This window comes from Nocardia sp. JCM 34519.1 (assembly GCF_020361265.1).
Classification (GTDB): domain Bacteria; phylum Actinomycetota; class Actinomycetes; order Mycobacteriales; family Mycobacteriaceae; genus Nocardia; species Nocardia arthritidis_A.
Genome location: NZ_JAIRBR010000034.1, coordinates 26,220 through 46,199 on the forward strand (window position 1 = coordinate 26,220; position 19,980 = coordinate 46,199).

The 19,980-nt window shown below is 68.9% G+C and carries 17 protein-coding genes; 9 read left to right on the forward strand and 8 right to left on the reverse strand.

The features are described from left to right. Window positions 1-5: 5 nt before the first annotated feature. From LGY53_RS41725 to pgeF, 3 genes are all read right to left on the reverse strand, one after another. Complete coding sequence (locus LGY53_RS41725; protein WP_225732203.1) at window positions 6-812, reverse strand: cell division protein SepF; 807 nt, start codon at window positions 810-812, stop codon at window positions 6-8. 150 nt (window positions 813-962) lie between these two features. Further along, complete coding sequence (locus LGY53_RS41730) at window positions 963-1,706, reverse strand: YggS family pyridoxal phosphate-dependent enzyme (protein ID WP_225732204.1); 744 nt, start codon at window positions 1,704-1,706, stop codon at window positions 963-965. After that, window positions 1,703-2,437, reverse strand: a complete 735-nt coding sequence (gene pgeF, locus LGY53_RS41735; protein WP_225732205.1) for a peptidoglycan editing factor PgeF — start codon at window positions 2,435-2,437, stop codon at window positions 1,703-1,705. Before pgeF ends, LGY53_RS41730 begins: the two co-directional genes overlap by 4 nt. A 560-nt stretch (window positions 2,438-2,997) precedes the next feature. On the opposite strand from pgeF, the gene LGY53_RS41740 reads away from it, so the two are divergent. Both LGY53_RS41740 and LGY53_RS41745 read left to right on the forward strand, forming a co-directional pair. Beyond that, window positions 2,998-3,639, forward strand: coding sequence for a hypothetical protein (locus LGY53_RS41740; protein ID WP_225732206.1), 642 nt, complete (start codon window positions 2,998-3,000; stop codon window positions 3,637-3,639). 13 nt (window positions 3,640-3,652) lie between these two features. After that, window positions 3,653-3,919, forward strand: a complete 267-nt coding sequence (locus LGY53_RS41745) for a hypothetical protein (RefSeq protein WP_225732207.1) — start codon at window positions 3,653-3,655, stop codon at window positions 3,917-3,919. A gap of 386 nt (window positions 3,920-4,305) precedes the next feature. Here the strand turns inward: LGY53_RS41745 and LGY53_RS41750 are convergent, their stop codons facing one another. From LGY53_RS41750 to LGY53_RS41770, 5 genes are all read right to left on the reverse strand, one after another. Beyond that, entirely contained in the window at window positions 4,306-5,448 is a 1,143-nt protein-coding gene (locus tag LGY53_RS41750) for a tyrosine-type recombinase/integrase (protein ID WP_225732208.1), read from the reverse strand. A gap of 369 nt (window positions 5,449-5,817) precedes the next feature. Beyond that, complete coding sequence (locus LGY53_RS41755) at window positions 5,818-6,237, reverse strand: helix-turn-helix domain-containing protein (RefSeq protein ID WP_225732209.1); 420 nt, start codon at window positions 6,235-6,237, stop codon at window positions 5,818-5,820. A gap of 48 nt (window positions 6,238-6,285) precedes the next feature. Next, window positions 6,286-6,510: an AlpA family transcriptional regulator gene (locus LGY53_RS41760; protein ID WP_225732239.1), complete on the reverse strand. Its 225-nt coding sequence runs from the start codon at window positions 6,508-6,510 to the stop codon at window positions 6,286-6,288. Window positions 6,511-6,771: 261 nt separating this feature from the next. Continuing rightward, a complete protein-coding gene (locus tag LGY53_RS41765) occupies window positions 6,772-7,695 on the reverse strand; it encodes a TRM11 family methyltransferase (RefSeq protein ID WP_225732210.1) in 924 nt (307 codons plus the stop codon). Between the two features lie 306 nt (window positions 7,696-8,001). Next, window positions 8,002-8,691: a hypothetical protein gene (locus LGY53_RS41770; RefSeq protein WP_225732211.1), complete on the reverse strand. Its 690-nt coding sequence runs from the start codon at window positions 8,689-8,691 to the stop codon at window positions 8,002-8,004. Window positions 8,692-9,154: 463 nt separating this feature from the next. On the opposite strand from LGY53_RS41770, the gene LGY53_RS41775 reads away from it, so the two are divergent. The 7 genes from LGY53_RS41775 (at window position 9,155) to LGY53_RS41805 (ending at window position 19,911) form a co-directional block, all read left to right on the forward strand. After that, window positions 9,155-10,108: a hypothetical protein gene (locus tag LGY53_RS41775; protein WP_225732212.1), complete on the forward strand. Its 954-nt coding sequence runs from the start codon at window positions 9,155-9,157 to the stop codon at window positions 10,106-10,108. Further along, entirely contained in the window at window positions 10,099-10,506 is a 408-nt protein-coding gene (locus LGY53_RS41780; RefSeq protein WP_225732213.1) for a pilin, read from the forward strand. The genes LGY53_RS41775 and LGY53_RS41780 overlap by 10 nt, the downstream gene beginning before the upstream one ends. Window position 10,507: 1 nt before the next feature. Next, a complete protein-coding gene (locus LGY53_RS41785) occupies window positions 10,508-12,340 on the forward strand; it encodes a hypothetical protein (RefSeq protein ID WP_225732214.1) in 1,833 nt (610 codons plus the stop codon). After that, on the forward strand, window positions 12,337-15,360 hold the full coding sequence (locus tag LGY53_RS41790; RefSeq protein WP_225732215.1) for a PrgI family protein: 3,024 nt from the start codon (window positions 12,337-12,339) through the stop codon (window positions 15,358-15,360). Before LGY53_RS41785 ends, LGY53_RS41790 begins: the two co-directional genes overlap by 4 nt. Then, window positions 15,360-17,864 carry a type IV secretory system conjugative DNA transfer family protein gene (locus tag LGY53_RS41795; RefSeq protein ID WP_225732216.1) on the forward strand — a complete coding sequence of 835 codons (2,505 nt, stop codon included), beginning with the start codon at window positions 15,360-15,362 and terminating at the stop codon, window positions 17,862-17,864. Before LGY53_RS41790 ends, LGY53_RS41795 begins: the two co-directional genes overlap by 1 nt. Before the next feature lie 77 nt (window positions 17,865-17,941). Next, window positions 17,942-18,925, forward strand: coding sequence for a replication-relaxation family protein (locus LGY53_RS41800; RefSeq protein ID WP_225732217.1), 984 nt, complete (start codon window positions 17,942-17,944; stop codon window positions 18,923-18,925). Beyond that, entirely contained in the window at window positions 18,925-19,911 is a 987-nt protein-coding gene (locus LGY53_RS41805; RefSeq protein ID WP_225732218.1) for a bifunctional lytic transglycosylase/C40 family peptidase, read from the forward strand. Before LGY53_RS41800 ends, LGY53_RS41805 begins: the two co-directional genes overlap by 1 nt. Window positions 19,912-19,980: the final 69 nt, after the last annotated feature.

Consider the following 19,980-nt stretch of genomic DNA (forward strand, 5'->3'; position numbering starts at 1 on the left):
CGAGCTTATTTCTGGTTGTAGAACCCGGTTTCGGCGATGCGTCGGCGTTCCTCCGCCGATACGTCGACATCGGCCGGTGAGAGCAGGAACACTTTGGTCGCCACCTTGTCGAACGAACCGCGCAGCGCGAAGGCGAGCCCAGCGGCGAAGTCCACCAACCGCTTTGCGTCGGCATTGCTCAGATCGACCAGATCCATGATCACCGGATTGCCCTCGCGGAACCGCTCGCCGATGATGCGGGCCTCGCTGTAGTCCCGCGGGCGCAGCGTCGTGATCTTGGACAAGGGACCTCCGTCCTCGAAGATCCCCGGCCTGCGGGCGGGTGCCGGTTCGGGGCGCATGCGCTCCTCCAGCCGCCGCTCCTCGGCCTCGGGATCGACGGCGAGCGCACCCCGGGTGGCTCCCCGCAACACCGGCGCGCCGCCGCCCGCGCGGAACCGGCCCGACGAGGGCGCCGATTCGATGCGGGTGGGACGCCGCGACGATTCGTACCGATCGTCGGCATAGGGTTCGTCGTAGTCCTCGCGCCGGGACACCGGATATCCGGCCTGATACGGCGATTTGTAAGCGGGCTCCGGGTAATCGGTTTCGTCCTCGAAGCGATCCGCACCATACCGGTCATCCGCGTAACGGTCGCCGTAGCCACCGCGCTCCGCATAGTCACGACGCGACCTGCGCGCGCCGCGATCGTCCGCGCCGCGCGCAGCACGGGACTCCCCGGCCCGCGCGTCGTGTTCGGCGACGTAATCGTCTTCGTAGTCTTCGAGCGGAACCATGCCGAAGTACGCCTTGAACTTGTGCAGGGTGCTCATGCTCGCACCTCGCAGGTGGCTTCCCTTACGCCTCGCTCGTTCATTTGGTCGACCTTCCTTCGGCCCCGGTGGCGGCCGGGTGTTGAAGTCTTGCGCAGCCCTCGTCAGTTCCAAGCATATGTGTCGAATGTGACTGATGAGGTTTCTTTGCTACGCCGAGGTTATCGGTCGCGCGCCCATCAAGGCGGTACCGACACGCACAACCGTCGAGCCGTGTTCGATCGCGGATTCCAGATCTCCGGACATTCCTGCGGAAAGTTCCTTCGCATCAGGATGATCGGCGAGTAGCAGCGTGTGCAAAGTCGCAAGTCGCGCAAATGAACTATCAGACTCAGCCCCCAGCGGCGGAATGGCCATCAGTCCCGCCAATCGCAGCCCAGAGGCGGCGGCCACCCGATCGGCAAGCGGCCCAAGGTTTTCGGGGCTTACCCCACCCCGATCCGGATCGTCGTCGAGGCTTACCTGAAGCAGAATACGAACCGGTTCGGTCCGTTCCCCCGCATCGAGCGCGGCCGTCGCCGCGGCGTCAAGAGCCGTTGCCAGACGTTCGCTGTCGACCGAATGCACGGTGTGCGCCCAGCGGGCCACATGGCGGGCCTTGTTGCGTTGCAACCGACCGATCATGTGCCACTGGATATCCCGCAGCCCGGCGAGTTCGGCGACCTTCCCGGTGGCCTCCTGCTCCCTGGATTCGCCGAATTCGCGGCGACCGATGCGGTACAGGATCTCCACATCCGAGGCCGGGAAGAACTTCGTCACCGGCAGCAGGCGGACCGAACCCGGATCGCGGCCGGCCGCGGCGCACGCCGCATCGATCCGGGCCAGCAATGCGTCCAGATTGGCCGACAGCTCGGCCGTACGGCGGTCGACGGCCTGTGGCGCAACCGAATTCATACCCGCTCCCCCGTCTGCATCCAGATCACCCCGCCGAGCCGCCCGGTCGGCGCGCCCCTGCGATGGCTGAACAGCGTGCGATCCTCGATGGTGCAGCGCGGGTCGATGGCGACCGCGCCGACACCGGCCTCGGTGAGCTGCCTGCGGATGCCCGCGCGCAGATCGAGGGCCGGGGTGCCGCGCACCGTCGTCGTCGCGCTGCCAGGCAGATGGGCCTCCACGTCGTCGCGCATATCGGCGGGCACCTCGTACTGGCGACCGGAGGCCGCGGGACCGAGGAAGGCGCCGATGCGGTCCATCCTGGCCCCGACGGACATCATCGCGTCGAGAACCCTTGGCACGATGCCGATCCGGGCGCCGATACGGCCCGCGTGCACGGCCGCGATCACGCCCGCCTCGTCATCGGACAGCAGGATCGGCACACAGTCGGCGGTGAGCACCACCAGCGCGAGACCGGGAACCGTGGTCACCAGCGCGTCGGTGGCCGGGACGGGTTCCTGGCGCGGCCCGTCGACGATTTCGACATTGCGGCCGTGAATCTGTTCCATCCAGACCAGTCGCTCCGGCGCGAGACCGATCCCCTCGGCCAGCCGGGTCCGATTGCGCCGCACCGTGGCCGGGTCGTCCCCGACGTGGTCTCCGAGATTGAACGAGTCGTAGGGCGGGGCGGAGAAGCCGCCCGCCCGCGTTGTCGTCACCCGTCGAACGGTGAGAGTCGGCGCAGAAGTCATGCGACCGAGAGTAATAGGGCTCCCCCGCCTCCCCGCGACTTCTCGCCGGTCGTAAGAGCCGCCGGACTTGATCACCGGGCCCACGGTAGTCTGCCTGGCCCAGTTATGGGCGTACCCGACGAGTTACCGGTGTACTCACTAATCATCCCTGCCCAGGTCAGCACCGGCGTCTGCCACCGCGAACCCCAGCCACTCGCCATTTAGTCACCATAAAAGCGTGGCACATCCAGAAAACAACGGCACCCTGGCATAGCGTCAGGGTGCCGTTGTCTGGAGACGGTCAGTCGCGATGTCGCTTACCAGCGTGAAGCCACTACATTGCCAGTCGTGGGACCACCGGCGACAGATGTTCCTCGCAGGGAACATGTTCCAGATTTGCTGCGTGGGGTCGATTGCGGCGACAGCAGTCGGGCATCCCATAATGCCGAATTCAGTACATCCAGATCTACCGAGTACCTGTTTGGCACGTCTGTTGGACACCAGTTCGCGGTGGCCGACCGTGTCCAGACGCGCACAGCGGTCCGGCACCGATAGACGATTGATTTTCGATGCAAGCGCGAATGATCGAGCTACTAGCTAACAATGCGTTAGCGAACGGCGATATCCCTTACGTGTCCTACATGCCCTCACCCGCACTGCAGACATGGCGCTCCGATCGCTCGGATCGGCTGAGCGAGCTGGTTGCTGCTCATGGCAAGGTTGTGGGTGGGCGCCGCGGGCGCCAGTACGCTACCGAGCAGCTAAACCATGCTCTGTTCGTCGCCTTGGCCGGTGAGTTCCAGGGCTATTGCCGCGACCTACATGATCTTGGTGTATTCGCTTTCACTGATGGGTTGGCACCCGCAGGTGATCCACGCTTGGTGAACGCACGCAGCGCCTACATCCGAAATCGGAAGCTGAGCACTGGCAACGCCAGCCCCAGAGCTCTCGGCTGTGATTTCAAGATGTTCCAGATGGCGTTTTGGCCCGAAATCAGGGCGGTCTACCCTCCGAAGTGCAGTGACTGGAATGATTTCCTGACTAAGCTGAACGACACCCGGAACGCCATCGCACACCGTGATGAGCCGAAGCTCGCCTCGCTGACCGGCCCGCTAACTCTGTCGACCTTCCGAAGGTGGCGGTCCACCCTCAACGTCATCACTTCTGGAATCGACAGGGTCGTCGAGGCATACTTGCAGAACACGATCGGTAAGAGCTGGTGAGGAGGTGACCTGAATGGCGGCCACACCTGAGACGAAGCGGCTGCCCGTACGCGCAAGCATCAAGGGCAAGTCTGCGGCGGTCAAGGCCAAGAAGGCCAAGGTCAAGATGCCGAAGGTCCGCCACTTCAAGACCGGTGATCGTGTGCGGTTCACCTACGGCAAGCGTGAAGTCGAAGGCACTGTCACCAGCATCTTCGGGGACCGTGTCCACGTCGACATGCACTTCACCAGTGAGTCGACACCAGGTCTGTTTCGGGAGAACGAACTGCGGAGGATCTGACCGAAGCCTGCTGGCATATCGAAGGCGTCTACTGGACTCAGGCCCGGTGAGCGCGAAACGCAAACGCGCGGAAATGCCGCATACGGGGTCGGCTCCGAACGGCCGGTGCGGCACAGTTAAAGATCAACGCCCCGCGTCATCTCGGGGCGTTCGCATGTCAGGGGACGTCCGCTACTGCCGCCGGGCGGGCGTTCGGGAACTCAGCATCCGCCAATCGGAGGCGCGATAACTCGTTCCACTTGTGGCACAGCTGTCGGTGGTCCCACGACTAGCGACGCGGTGGTCACTCGACGGCGGCAAACGACACGCCCAGAAAACAACGGCACCCCTGGCATAGCGTCGGGGTGCCGTTGTCTGGAGACGGGGCGGTCGCAACGAAGGTTGCCTTACCCGGTTCGCAACCGTGTCACTTCCGCGATGGCGGGGCCGAGCTTGGTTTCGATCACTGCGGCCATTTCCGGATGCACCCGGCCGCGCTTGACGTAGTGCCCACGCAGGATCGGCAGCGTGTGGCCGAGCTGGTCGGTGACGACAGTGACGTCGAGTCCGGCGTCAACGCCTTCAGTGCCGACCCACTTCCGCATCGAGTGCGGCGTCATTCCCTCCGGCAGCCCGAGCGCGGCAGCGATCTGCCGCCAGTAGCGACCCATCGTCTTCTCGTTGCGCGGCCCGCCGGTACGCGGGTCCAGAAACAACAGATCATCTGGCCAATCGGCGTCATCGGGGCGCGGTGCCGTCCTCAACCGCTTCGCCGCGAGCTGTTTGCGCCGTGCCTTCAACAGGTCCAGGCACCAGGCGGGCAAGAGAACCGGTTTGGCGGCGAATTTCGGATCGGCGATGCCTCTGGCGGTGATGCCGGTGCAGTCCACCCACACATAAGTCATGTGCCCGTTGACTTTTCGGCATTTCACAGCGCCGGTTGGCGTGAGTACGCCTGTGTCCCAGTCGATATCGGATTCCCGGACGCCGAGGGCCTGCCCGTGCCGCCATCCGGTGGCCGCGACCAGCGCGACCCAGTCGGCCACATCGTGGCGCTCGCAGAACTCGGCGACGGTCGGCACTGCGTGTGTCCATCGGTCGGTGTGCTTGCGCGGCCGGGCATCCAGGGTCGGGCACGGTGCGGTGCTGGTGTAGACGCCGACGAGCAGAGCGGCTACGTCGGCAGTTTCGACGAACGCCGCACCGCCGCGCCGCCGCTTGAACGACGCCGGGTCGACCGGCGGATTCTTGGCTCGTTTCACCAGCCCATCCGGGATCGCTAACCCCATTCGCGCCGCGAACCGGAACATCGGTGCGAGCAGGTTTTCGCGGGCGATACGCGGAGCAGCCCCGCCACGCTCGGCCGCGACCAACCGAAGCATCGATTCGATTGTGCCCGTGGTGAAGTGGCCGATGGCACGGCCCCCGTACACCGGCAGTAGGGTCTCGCGCATCATCGGTTTGATATTGTCCAGTGTGGTCGGCAGATGTCCTTGTGCAGCATGATCGATTTGATAGGCGGCCCACATTTCGGCGAAGGTGGACTGCATCGTCAGGGACTCGGCTTCGGTGCGCGACGCGGCGACGAACTCCTCTGCCGCATCTAGGTAAGCGCGGCGCGCGCGTTCTCCCGTACGATCAGGTTTGGCGCGGCCTCGGCTGTCGGTTTCCGGCGGCGAGGACCGGCAGATGCGCTTGTAGGTGCCGTTCCAATCGCGGGGTCGCCCTTTTGCTTCCCACACCCCCGGCTGCGTCGGGTGTGGTTTCACGTTCGGTTCGGGGACTGTGCCGGGATCCAGTTCTGGGCGGCCACGTTTATTCTGGACCATGCCTCTATTCCTTCGTGGGTGTAGTGGGTGTTGGCCTCCGTCGCCCGCTGCGCGAACAGCGGGGTAAAACGGCGGGGGCCAGCTGATTTCTTAGGGTTGTTTGGGGCTTCGGCTCTTCTGTTGATCTGCTCGGTCGCGTTCGAGTGCCGCGCTGAGCAGCAGCACGATCTCGCGGAGGGCTTGCGCTTTGGCGTGGTCGGAGAGCTGGAGGTACATCGGTGCGGTCATGTCGGTGAACATCTGCACAGCGCTGGTGTCGTCAGGTTTGCCGCGTGGGGTGGAACCGAGCGCCTGGGCGAGCTTGCGCAGGGTCGCCGCGTGCGGGACGGCACCGTTTTCCATACCGCTGATGGTCCGGGCGGGGACCTCCGCGATCCGGGCGAGATCTTCTTGGGTGATCCGGCGTTCCTTCCGCTCGGCGGCGATCTGCTCGGCGACCTCCTTTCGCTGATCGAGGGTCAAATCCGCGAATTCGATTCGGGACCAATCCATTTGGCCATGTGGCGTCACAATCACATTTTATAATTCTTCTAGAAAGTTTTGTCGGATTTCTAGTGTTTATCCTGCGCCGCCGCCCCGCCGGGTCAGCCGCTCCTGTTCGGCGATCCAGGCGTCGACCTCGCGGCGGCGGTAGAAGATCTTGCGGCCCAACGCGAACGACGCGGGTCCGTAGCCGATGTGCCGCCAGTAGCGCAGCGTGCCGATGTTGAGCTTGTATTCTTCGGCGACCTCGCGGGCGGTTAACCGCTCCTCGCGCCGGTCGACACGCGCACCGTCGCCCACGTCGTCGACCGGATCGATATCGGGTTCCTGCTCGGGCATGACTTTCTCCTCTCGATCGTGGACCCTGCGCGAGGGCGGGTTCGGGATTCGGCGGACGCTCACTCCATGGCGGTCGCGGGATGCGGGTGGGCCTTTCGTTCGGGTACGGCCAGTGACAGCGGGTGTCGAGCGCGACGGCCCCGGTTCCGGCGGGGATGCGGGAACAGGGGCCGTCGGGCGTGCGAGTACGCAGGACCGGGTGGCTGTGGGTGTCGGGCGGGGTCAAGCGGCTCGTTGCTGAGTGGGCGTGCCGGTATCAGGTTGTGCAGCAACCTTTTTCAGAACGATCACGTCCTCGTGCCCGATGAGGTGGGCGGGGAGCCCGGCCTTGCGCTTTTTGATGACGTAGTCGCGTTGGAAGAAGCTGGTGTGGGCGATGATGTCGTCGGCGGCGAGACGTCCGAGCAGGGCCGCGCAGCGTTCGACCGGGACGAATCCGGCCCTGGTGGCGCAGGTGAGCAGGTACGAGGGCAGGTCGATGAGTTCGGTGTGTTGCCGCCAGGGGCGGGCGGTGATGACGATGTGTCCGCCGGGACGCAGGTAGGGCTCGGTGGCGGTGAGGATGCGGGTGAATCCGGACAGCAGGTGGCCCAGTCCGAGGTTGGCGAGGTTGCCGCGGGCCAGTGTGCTGCCGTAGCGGTGGTCGAATTTGTGCACGCCGTCCCCGGGGGCAACGGTCACGTGACCGTGAGTGGAGTCACCGTAGGGCGGTGAGGTGAGAACGAGGTCGACGGCGCCGAGGTATTCGGCGGGCAGCATGGAGCCGATCGCGCGAGCGTCGCCGGTGTAGACCGCCGAGTCCTGGTCGTACCCGGCCTGGCGGGCCATCTCGAGGTTAGTGCGGGCGATCTCGGCCCACCGGTATTCGAATTCGACGCCCAGGGCGCGCCGACCTGCGTAGACGGCTTCCACGCAGGTGGTACCGATCCCACACATCGGATCGAAGACCAGATCACCCGGGCGGGTGTAGTGGGTGATGGTGTGGGCGGCGAGGGCGGGCAACATTTTCGCCGGGTGGGCGGTGCCGCTGGGATGGTAGCGGCCACGTCGTTGCGCGGGCTGGGTTCGTTGCCCGGTCGCCCATACCGACACCGGCAGCGGGCTGGTTTCGGAGCCGGGATGCGGCGGCGTGTGGTTGTCGTTCACGGGAGTGTCTCGTTTCGTCGGTGGGTGAGTCGTTTCCCGGAGGGGGCAGCCGGGCAGTCGTTGCGGGCGGCTGCGCTTGCCCCAACGGGCTCCGAGCGCGGTCGGTGTGGCCCGCCCGGGGTGGGTGTCAGGTCCGTTTCTTTCATTGGCGCAGGTGCGGGACGGGCGGTGACGGTCGCGCGGCTCGCGGGCCGGTGGGTGCGCCGCTGTGATGGCGACGGCGCGGTTGCGGCCGGGGCGGGAAGGTGGCGGGGATCGGGCGCGGGCTGCCGGGGCGCTGCGGCCTGGTGCTCGGGCGGCGGCGGTTCATGCGGTGGTGTCGGAGTCGAGTGGAGCCAGGTCGTCGGCGGCGCGCACGAACACCGAGATGTCGAGGTGGGTGCTGTGGTGGCGGTGCGCGGGTGGGGTGGCGAGGGCCGGGGCGGTGGCGATGGTGTCCCCGACGATGGGGACGGCGATGATGTGGGCCAGATACAGCAGGTCGGCCTCCTGCGCGGCGGTGACCACGGGTCCGGTCGGGTCGAGCAGTCGCCCCTGGTTGTCGTGGTGGTGGCGGGTCAGGACTGCCAGGACCCCGCCGGGGCTGAGCCTCTGGGCCGCGCCGATGGTGAGCGAGGCCAGCGTGTTGGGGTCGCCCGGATAGGACAGCGGCAGCAGCAGGCTGGCGATGATCAGATCGGCGATGGCGCGGCCCGCGTCGACTGCGGCGGCGTCCGCCCACGCTGGGGTGCGCCCGTGGCGTGCCAGATCGGTGGCCAGGGACCGCATCACCCGGGGAACAGCGCGGCGCTGCGCCGCCGACAGCGCGGCCAGCAGCACCGTGCCATCGGGGCGGGTGAATTCCCGCACGGCACGGGAGAGCACCGGGATCGGTCCGTAGCCGGTGGGGTCCAGCGGTGCGGTTCCGGCGGCCCACACGGTCGAGGGAAGCGGTGCCCGCGTCCGGCGGGTGCTGTGGCTGCGACGCGGAGCACGGGGAGACAGGGAATCGGACATGGGGCGGCTCCTTCGAGTCAGAGGAACTCCTTGCACCACTCCCAGTTGCACGAGCACCCCCGAAATCTGACATCGCTGCCTTGAAACATTTCCGAGCCCGTCGCTGGTTTTAGGCACCTGCTCGACTGCGATCAGATCCGCACGTGCCGAATAGCGGATGAGTGTGGATCGAAGATTTTTTTCGAATTCTCTGACGCCCGGCTTCCGTGCTCTCGCACGAAATCCGGGGCTCGCCACGAAAACGCCACAGAACGCACACAACCGCAGGTAATTCGGTATCCAGCTGATTCGAACTATTCGCTTGGTCCACGACCTCAGAATGTGAAAGGTCAGCTTTCTGGAAGTTGTTTGGTGGCGGTTCGGAAGTTGTTTCGTGGACTTTCGGTGGACTTTTCGTGGCGGGCGTCGAGTGTCCTCGCTGTGTCGGAATTTCGTTTCGAACTCAGTGAGGAGATGAATGGTTATGAATTCACAGAATCTGAGGCGCTCGCGGCAGGGCGGAGATGGTGTTGCGCCGTTGGCGGTGGTGCGGGCGGCGTTCGACGCCCGGTCCGCCGACCCGGTGCCGTGGCCGGTGCAGTACGCCCTCGGACAGGCGGGGCTGGCGAAGCCGGTGGACAGTTGGGGCCAGCTGCGGGCGCTGTTGTGCGATCCCACGATGCCGTCGCAGATGGTCGAGACGGTGTGGGTGTGGCTGGTGCGGCGGGCGCGGCTGCACGATGCTCAGGCGGCGGTGCTGCTGTGTGCGGGAATGGCGTTGCCGATGCTCGGCGGCATGGTCAGCCGGTTCAGCGATTTCGACGCTCACGACCGCCATGACGCCGAAGCCCAGGTTCTGACCGCGTTTTTGGCCGAGATCGGTCGGGTGGACCTGGAGCGGGCGGGGGTGTGGTCGCGGCTGCGGTGGGCGGCCTTTGCCGGCGGCCGATGGTGGGTTACCCGGACCGCCGCTGCCGCGCGGGCGGCGAGCGGGCTCACCACACCGGCCGAGACCGAGTTCGCGGCCGAGCAGCGGCCGGTGGGGATCGCTCCGGACGGGCATCCGGAACTGTTGCTGGTGCAGGCAGTGGTCGAAGGCGTGATCACCGAGACCGGCGCGGCGTTGATCGCGGCTACCCGCCTCGAAGGACGGTCGCTGGCCGCGGTGGCCGCCGAGTGGGGCCAGCCGTACAACCGGGTGTTGCAGCGCCGCTGGCGGGCCGAACGCCGCCTGGTGGCTTGGCTGGGGCAACGGCTGATCGACACCGATCCCGACCATGAGGTCGAGGCGGACGCGATCGACGCGGTGGCCCGTGGACGAGTTTTTCCGAAGCCGATGTCAGAAAACGGGGTGTCCTCTGCAACTACCCGGTGCACGGAGACCGCTGGAGTCCCCGCGCACCCGGCTCCCGTGGAGGTGACTCGCCGATGCGCATGATCACTCGTCTTCCGGCCCCGCCGTCTGTTCGGGGGTGCCCTGAGCGGCCCCGCCGTGGACTGCTGACTCGCACGCTGGTGTGCGCCGCCGCGCTGGGATGCGCGCTGGTGGTCGCGTGCGGCTCGGCGGGCGCGCACCCGGTGTCGGTCTCGGTGCTGGCCGTCGCGGACTCGCTGGACCAGGTGCTGACGAACCTTCGGAATTGGTTGGTCGGGATCCTGGCGTTGATCGCGACGGTCTGTTTGACCGTGGGCGGTGCCCGCTACCTGATCTGCGCGGGTGATCCCAGCGAGGTCGAGCGCGCCAAGACCGCCCTGAAAGCGGCCTGTCTGGGATATGCGCTGGCAATGCTGGCCCCGGTCGTGGTCGCGGTCCTCAAGTCCATCGTGGGCGGCTGAGATGACCGCCGCGATAACGGCCGCCGAGACCGGCGGCTCGCTGGCGCTGCCGCGCCCGCGCCGGATCCTGCTCGCGCTGGCCGCCATCATGGCGATCGGGGTGTGCGGAGCCGGTATCGGCGCGGCCGAACCCGGTAGTGAACCGCCTGCGCCCGCGCCGCCCACGGTGACCGCGCCCGCCACGCCCACGCCGCCCCCGCCTGCGACACGGTGGGTGCCCGCACCAGCCCCTGCGCCAGCGCCGACCCCTCCCACCGTGCCGGGCGTTCCGGCCGAGCCGGGCGCGACCGACAGCAGCAGCGGCGGTGAGGTCGAGTGCGGGGTGCGCCACATCAGTGGCTGCGTCGCGGGCGCGATAGACGGGTTCTTCCGCCGGATAGTGGACGCCGGGCTGAACCCATTGCTCGATCTGCTTTCACGCAGCTTGCTGACCACGCCCGAGTTGTCGGACCTGCCCCGGATCGGCCAGCTGTGGGACTCGTCGTGGCAGCTTGTGCTGGCCATGTACGGGGTGCTGGTGATCGTGGCCGGGATCCTGCTCATGGCACACGAGACCCTGCAGACACGGTGGGGATGGCGCGAGCTGGCACCGAGGCTGACGGCCGGGGTGATCGCCGGGGCGCTGAGCTTGACCCTGGCCGCCCAGGCGATACACCTCGCCAACGCCCTCGCCGCGGCACTGGCCGGAAACGGTATCGACACGGACTCGGCCACCGGAGCGCTCAAAGACATGATGCACGTCGGCGCGGGCACCACGACGAACCTGTTCGTGACGATGATGTCGACCGCGCTGCTCGTGGTGGTGGCCGTGCTGCTGATCACCTACATCATCCGGGTCGCGATCACCGTCGTGCTCGTGGTCGCCGCGCCGTTGGCGATGATGTGCTACGCGCTGCCGGGCCTGGACGGGGTCGCTCGATGGTGGTGGCGGGCGTTCGGTGCGTGCCTGGGGATCCAGGTCGTCCAGTCGCTGGTGCTGGTCTGCGGGCTGCGGGTCTTCCTGTCCCCGGGCGGCTGGTCGTTTTTCGGCCCGACAAAGTCCGGTCTGGTGAGCGTGATCGTCGCCCTCGCCATGGCACTGATCTTGGTGAAGATCCCGTTCTGGCTGCTGGCGGCGCTCAAGATCGGCCATGGGCGCGGGCTGGTCTCCACAGTGGCGCGCGGCTACGTGATCAGTCGAACCTTCGGGCTTCTGCGGGCGAGCGGGCAGGCGAGGCGCACCGCTGCCCGCGCCACCGCGCCGCCCGCAGGCAACGCTCCGCCGGGTGATCCGTATGCGAATGTGCGTGCCACCGCCACCGGTCAGCTGATGCTGCCGTTGCGCGGTGTCCGCCGCGTGCCCCGACCGGCCGCACCCCCGCCGCCCCCAGCCCCCGCACAGGTTGCCGGGGCAGGGACGGGGCGAGGCGAGCAACTGATGTTGCCGTTGCCGCAGTTCCACGGCGGGGTCGATCTCGGGCCGACACCGCGTCTGGGCCGTGATGGGCAATATCGGCTGCCGATCACCGTGGCCCGGGTCCCGCGACCCGCACCCGTCCCGGCACCGCCGGTCCCCCGTCCCGCGCCCGGTACGCGGGGCCGCGCCCGGCAGCTGGCGTTCGACTTCAACGCCGCCGCTGAGCCGGATCCCTACGCCGGGCTGCGCCCGCTGCGCGGCGGCCAGTACCCGCTGCCCCTGGACGTGCGCCGTGTCCCGGCCCCGCCCCGCGCGGCGGTACCGCCGCCGCTGGAACGTTCGCCATCCCCGGCGGTCGGCCGCCAGCTGCATCTGCCGATGCCCGATCTGCCTGTCCGCCGCCGTCACCGCCGTCCTAGTTCTGGAGGTTCTCGATGAATACCGCTCGCATACCCGCCGATGTCGACCGCGCCGACCGGATCCTCGGCCCGTTCACCGCCCGGCAAGTCGTGATCCTGGCCGTCTGTGGTCTGGCCCTGTACCTCGCCTGGATGCTCACCCGGACGTGGGTGTCGCCGCCGGTGTTCGTGGCGTGCGCGGTGCCGATCGGCACCGCCGTGGCCGCCGCCGTGCTTACCACCCGCGACGGCCTGACCGGTGACCGGCTACTCGCCGCCGCCCTCGCGCACCGGCTGCGCCCACATCGCCTGATCGACGCCTGCGACGATGTGCCGACCGCGCCGCGCTGGCTCACCGCCCGCGCCACCCGCCGCCCGAACGCCGCGAACGCGCAGCCGTTGTCGGCGGCCGACGTCCGGTTACCGCAGGCAGTGACCGGCAACGGTGAGGTCGGGGTAGTCGACCTCGGCGCCGATGGCGTCGCCGTGGTGGCGCTGGCCAGCACGGTGAACCTGAGCTTGCGTACTCCCGCCGAGCAGGAAGCCTTGGTGGCTCAGCTCGGGGGCTGGTTGCACACGTTGCGTCAGCCTGTGCAAATCCTGGTGCGTTGCACTCGGCTTGATCTGACCGGCCGGATCACCGCGCTACGGTCGGCCGCCGCGCAGATGTCGCCGGAGCTCGCCGAGTCCGCGCTCGGGCACGCCGCCCATCTGGCCACTCTGGCCGCCGAGGAGGATCTGCTGCATCGGCAGGTGCTGCTGGTGTGGCGCGAACCCCTGCACACCGCCACCGCCGCGACCGGTGGGCTCGGCGGCCCGTCGGCGCGATCGATCCTGGCGGGCGTGGCGGGCCGGGGCCGTGCCGCCCGCGCGGCGAGCACCGCCGCACGCCGCGCCGCCGAAGCGCGTCTGCTGCGCCGCCTCGGCGAGGCCGCCGAGCTGCTGGCTCCGCTCGGGGTCACCCTGACCGCGCTCGACGACGCCCAGGCAGCCGCGATCCTGACCAGCGCCACCAACCCGGGCAGCCTGGTGCCGTATTCGGCCGACATCGCCAGCCCCGCCGCGACCATCACCACCAGTACCAGTCCGGTAGAGGATTCCGATCCCGAGGACACCGAACACGACCCAGGTGTGGTCGGCGTACCCGGGCGCAGCGCCCGCCGTCTGTGGTTGGGGAGCGCGCGCCGCGCTCGAGCGGGGGCGGGGTTCGCGCCGCAGTCGCTGACCATTGGGGCGCGACATCTCGAGGTGGGCTCGGACTGGGTCGCTACCCTCGCCGTCACCGGATACCCGCGCGAGGTCGCGCCCGGCTGGCTTGCGCCGCTGCTGGCCCACCCGGGCCGGGTCGATGTCGCCGTGCACATCGACCCGGTCGATCCGGTCACCGCAGCGACCCGGTTGCGCCGCCAGCTCGCCCGGCTGGAATCCTCCCGGCTGCACGACGCCAGCCACGGCCGCCTTCCCGACCCGCAGATCGATGTCGCGGTCGAGGACGCGGCCGAATTGTCGGCGCGGGTGGCCCGCGGCGAGGGCCATCTGTACCGGGTCGGGGTCTATATGTCGGTGCACGCGGGCAGTGAGGCCGAACTCGCCGAGGAGGTCGCCGCTGTGCGCGCGCTGGCGGCGAGCCTGCTCATCGATACATGTCACCTGACGTATCGGGCGGTGCAAGCATGGACGGCCACACTGCCGCTGGGGCTCGACCCGGTCGGGGTGCACCGCACCTTCGACACCGCCGCGCTGTCGGCGGCGTTCCCCTTCACCTCGCCGCAGCTTCCGGTCGCTGATCCGGTGTCGGCGCATCGCCCCGACGGGGTGCTCTACGGACGCGACGCTGCCGGTGGGCTGTTGTTCTACGACCGTTTCGGTGAGGACGTCCACAATCACAACAGCGTGATTCTCGGGCGTTCGGGCTCGGGCAAGAGCTATTTGGTGAAGTCCGAGCTTCTGCGGTCGCTGCATCGCGGGATCGAGGCCATCGTCATCGACCCCGAAAACGAATACCGCCTCTTGGCCGACGCGGTCGGCGGCACCTATCTGCGCTTGGGCGCACCCGGGGTGCGAATCAACCCTCTCGACCTCGACATCCACACCCGCCCAGACGGCCGCCGCAGCGCACCAGCCGACGCCCTGGTACGTCGGAAGTTGTTCGCGCACACCGTGATCCGGATCTTGCTTGGTGAGCAGACTCCGGCGCAGCGGGCGGTGCTCGACACCGCGTTAACCGCCGCCTACGCCGCCGCCGCGATCACCGAGGACCCGGCGAGCTGGACTCGGCCGGCGCCGACACTGAGCACCCTTGTCGAGCAACTGCACGCCGTCGGCGGCGAGATCGGGGCAGAGGTGGCGGCGGCGCTGGGGCCGTTCGTCGGCACCGGCGCGTTCGCCGGGCTCGTCGACGGCCCGACCACCACCGTCCCCGAGGGCGGGCTGGTCGTGTTCTCACTGCGCGAACTGCCCGACGAACTGCGAACGCTGGGCACGTTGCTCGCTTTGGATGTGACGTGGCGGCGGGTGGCCGATCCGTCGGATCGGCGTCCCCGGCTGGTGGTGGTCGATGAGGCGTGGCTGCTGATGCGCCAACCAGCGGGAGCCGAATTCTTGTTCAAGGCCGCGAAATCGATGCGCAAGCATTGGGCCGGGCTCACCGTCGCGACCCAGGACTGCGGAGACGTGCTGTCCACCGAGCTGGGCCGCGCGATCGTCGCCAACGCCGCCACCCAAGTCCTGCTGCGTCAGGCCCCGCAAGCGATCGAGGAGGTCGCCGCGGCGTTCGCACTCTCGGACGGCGAGCGGGCATTCCTGCTCTCGGCCGGGCGCGGTCAGGGGCTACTCGCGACCGGTCAGCACCGTGCGGTGTTCGCCTCGCTGGCCTCACCGGCCGAGGACGCACTGATCACCACCAGCCCGCAACTGCTGAGCACCGACGACGCCGACACCGGCATCGACCTGCCCGAGATCATCGCACCGGTCACCACCCCGGACACCAGCGACGACGAGGACATGCTCGGCGAGGACGCGACGGTCGACGTGGTGCTCGACCCGGAAGCGGACATGTGATGTCGGCGAACACGGACCAGCCGGGCGGATGGCTCGGGTCGCTCCTGCTGGACCCGGCCCGGGTGCTCGCCTGGGTCACCGAACTCACCGGATGGCCGCCCTCGGGCACCGGTGCCGTCGCGGCCGGTGCGGTCGTGGCCGGGGTGCTCGCCGCGGTCGCCATCCGACGACGGGTGCGCCGAGCCCGCCTGTCCGCCGGTGCTCGCCTGGTACGGATCCTGTGCCCGCCCACGGTCACCCCCGGAGCGGCCGGGGCGCTGTGGGCGCACCTGATCGGGCTGCTGCGCCCACCCTGGAAGCGGTGGTTGTGCGGGCAACCACACCTCGGGTTCGAATACCGGGTCAGCGGGCAGGACGGCGTCACCCTGAGCCTGTGGGTGCCCGCCACGATCTCCTCTGGCCTGGTCGAGCGGGCGGTGGCCTCGGCGTGGCCTGGAGCCCGCACCCGCACCCTCGAACCCGCCGACCCGCCGCTCCCCGCCCCGACCGCCGGGTTGCGCCGGGTAGTGACCGGCGGAGTCCTGCGGCTGGGCCGCGCCGAGGGATACCCGATCCGCACCGACTACGGCAGCGGCGGGGATATCGCCCGGGATTTGCTCACTGCCGCCGCCGACCTCGAGCCCGAACAGGTGGCGTGTGTGCAGATTCTGGCCCGTCCGGTCACCGGTGCCCGGGTCCGCCGTGCGGTCACCGCACGGCGCGGCGGACTCGGTGGCGCGGTGGCCGATGTCCTACGCGGGCTGCAGGGGCTCGCGGCCGAGTTCCTGGATCTGATCACCCCCGGACCGCTGGCCCACTCACCACGAGCACGCGGCGTCTCCGCCGACCCATTCACCCGGATGCAGGATTCGGCCGCGACCCGGGCCATGGTCACCAAAGCCGGTGGCGCGCACTACGAGACGATCATCCGCTACGCCGCTGCCGTCACCGTCCCCGCCGACACCGACCGCGACACGCTCGCGATCGCGCGGGCGGTGGCACGAGGCCGCGCCGACGCCCTGGCCGCTGTATTCGGCGGCTGCGCCGACCACAACTACTACCGCCACCACCGAGCCCGGCGGTTGGTCGCCGCGCTCGACGGGAGGTGGCTCGGGCGCGGGGATCTGCTGTCGATACCCGAGCTGGCCGGGCTCGCCCATCTGCCGTATGACTCCTCGGTGGTGCCGGGCCTGGCCCGCGCCGGGGCGCGAGCGCTGGCCCCTGCCGCGCTGATCCCGCTGGGTGGTGCGCACACCAAACCACTCGGGGTCGCCGACGCAGGGACCGGGAAGCGGCCGGTGGCGTTGCGAGTGGCCGACGCGCGTCATCACACCCATGTGCTCGGCGCGACCGGCGTCGGAAAATCCACCCTGCTGGGCAATCTGATCCTCGATGACGCCGACGCCGGACGCGCAGTCGTGGTGGTCGACCCGAAGGGCGACCTGATCACCGATCTGCTGGCGCGGCTGCCGCGCCGAGCGATCGGCAAAGTCGTGCTCTTCGACGCCGACTCCACAACTCGCCCACCCTGCATCAACCCGCTCGACATCAGCGTCGAGGGGCTGGACCTGGCGGTGGACAACCTCGTCACCATCATGTCGCGCATCTACGCGCGCTGGTGGGGACCACGCACCGACGAAATCCTGCGCGCCGGTCTGCGCACCCTGTGCGCACGCCCCGGCACCCCGACCCTGGTGGACCTGCTCAACCTCTTGAGCGGGCAGGCCAACCTGGAACGGATCACCCGCGACGTCGACGACCCGGTCCTGCGCGGCTTCTGGGCCTCCTACACCCAGCTGTCCGACGCCGCCCGCGCCCAGATCACCGCGCCCCTGCTGAACAAGCTGCGCGGGTTCCTGCTCAAGCCGTTCGTCCGCGACGCGATCGCCGCCGGTCCCTCGACGGTGGACCTGCGCGCGGTCCTCGACCACGGCGGGATCTGCCTGGCCCGGCTGCCCAAGGGCTCCCTCGGGCCGGACACCACTGCCCTGATGGGGTCGCTGCTGGTGGCCCGCACCTGGCAAGCCGCCACAGCCCGCGCCGCAACCGCGCCCGCCGACCGAGCCGACGCCGCCATGGTGCTCGACGAGGCACACAACTTCCTGAATCTGTCGACCCCGGTCGAGGACATGCTCGCCGAAGCCCGCGGCCTGCGCCTGTCGCTGGTACTCGCGCACCAGAACCTCGGTCAGCTGCCGCGCGAGCTGCGCGACGCGCTCTCAGCCAACGCCCGCAACAAAATCATCTTCTCCGCCTCGCCCGAGGACGCCCGCGAGCTAGCACGCCACACCGCCCCCTGGCTGTCCGAGCACGACCTGACCCACCTCGACGCCCACCACGCCGCCGCCCGCCTGCTCGTGGCCAGGCAGCAGACGCCGCCGTTCACCTTCACCACCAGGCCCTTACCCGACGTGATCCCCGGCCGCGCTCGCGAGATCCGCGCCGCCGCACGGGCGACCGACACAGCGACCGACGCGGCTGTGCCACCCGCGCGGCCCGCAGGCAGCGACCCGCGCCTGTCGTGACCCGCCGCCGCAGGCGGCAGACGGTGCCCAACGCTGTTGTGCCACACCGGCATCCATCCCACGGAAAAGAGTCCGCGATGATCATTCGCCCAACCCGGCAAGCCGCCCTGCGCGCACCCGTGCGCTGGAGCACTCCCGCCCGGCTGGTACAGTGCCTGACCGAACGCGACCGCTGGATCCTGCGGATGTGTCACGAGCATCGGGTCCTCACCACACCCCAGCTCGCCGCGCTGGGGTTCGCGTCGCAGAACCTCGCGCGGCGGCGGCTAGCGGCACTGCATCGCTACCTCGTGCTCGACCGGTTCCGGCCGCTGCGCGAGGTTGGCAGCGCCCCCGCTCACTGGGTCTTGGCCCCCGCCGGAGCTGCCGTGCTCGCCGCCGAGGCCGGCGTCGAGGTCAAAGACCTCGGCTACCGCTCTGACCGCGCCCTCGCTGTCGCGCACAGCCTGCACCTGGCCCACACCCTCGGGACCAACGAATGGTTCACCGCCCTGGCCACCGATATCGGCGGCACCCCGGCGGGGACGCTGCTGGCCTGGTGGTCGGAGGCCCGCTGCCGCGCCCTGTGGGGCGACCTGGCCCGCCCCGACGGCTACGCCCGCTACACCCGCGACCGGGCGTGCCTGGACTTCTTCCTCGAATACGACCTCGGCACCATGGCTTTGTCGACGGTGGCGGCGAAGCTGCACGGGTACGCCGACCTCGCCCGCAGCTCGGCCGTCATCACCCCGGTGCTGCTGTGGCTGCCTACCGTCGCCCGCGAGGCCGCCGCCCGGCAGAAGTTGCACGAGGTCTGGACCGGGCTGCCCGATCCCGGTGCGGTACCGGTGGCCACCGCCGCCGCCGAGCTGCTCGACCCGGCCGCGGCGAGCCCGGCCACCCGCGTGTGGCTACCCCTCGACCCAGCCGCGACCGGCGGCCGGGTCGAGCTGCACCGCCTGCCCGCCGCCTGGCCCCACGTCCCCGCCCCGCCCTCGACCGTTCCCGACCCGCCCACCAGCCGCCACGCGATCCTGACACCACCACCCCCGCGTCCCCCTTCCGAAACCGGGACACGGTGATGTTCGGCAAGGCCCTGGCCGCAGGCTCGGCCACCGTCGCGGTCACCGTCGTCGCCATCGCGGCCGTGGTCACCACCGTCGCGGTCTTCGACCAGCCCACACCCGGTGCCCCGGCGGCGGGCGGCGGGAGCACGCCGAGCCCGGACGCGGTCTCCGATATCCCGCCGAACATGCTCGTGCTCTACCGGCAAGCCTCGCGGGTGTGCCCGGGGCTGGACTGGTCGGTGCTCGCCGGTATCGGAAAAATCGAAACTAACCACGGCCGAAGCCAATTGCCTGGTGTCACCTCGGGCGAAAATTCGGCCGGAGCCGCAGGACCGATGCAGTTCCTCGCCCCGACCTTCGCCAATGTTGTTGCTCGGCACCAACTTCCGGCCGGAGGAGCCAGCCCACCCTCCCGGTACAACCCCAGCGACGCCGTCTATGCCGCCGCGTACTACCTGTGCGACTCCGGCGCACCCGCCGACACCTACCGGGCAATCTTCGCCTACAACCACGCCGACTGGTACGTCCGGGAAGTCCTCGACCAAGCCCACCGCTACCGCCTCGACGGTACGGGCGACTGCACCAACCCGCAGGCGGCTGGCCGCGCCGCCATCGTGCTCGCGACAGCGTGCGCGCAGTTGGGGCAGCCGTATGTGTGGGGCGGCAACGGCCCCGAGGTCAATGGCGGCTGGGACTGCTCCGGGCTCACCCGAGCCGCCTACGCCGCCGCCGGAATCACCCTGCCCCGCACCGCGCAAGCCCAGTACTATGCCAGCCCACCCGTGCCCGAGGACGACCTGCAACCCGGCGATCTGGTCTTCTACGGCACCGCCGAGAACATTCACCACGTCGGTATATATCTCGGCGCGGAGAAAATGATCAATGCACCCACATTCGGTAAACCGGTTCAAATATCCGGGTATCGCCTCGGCGATTATTTTGGGGCCACCCGCCCAATGAATCTCGACTCGCCACAGCGAACACAAGACAGCTCCGAGTAGGGAAACTCCGATCGTCTGAAGAGATGCATGTGAAGTACCCACTCGACCGCGAGAGGTAAGAGTTATGCA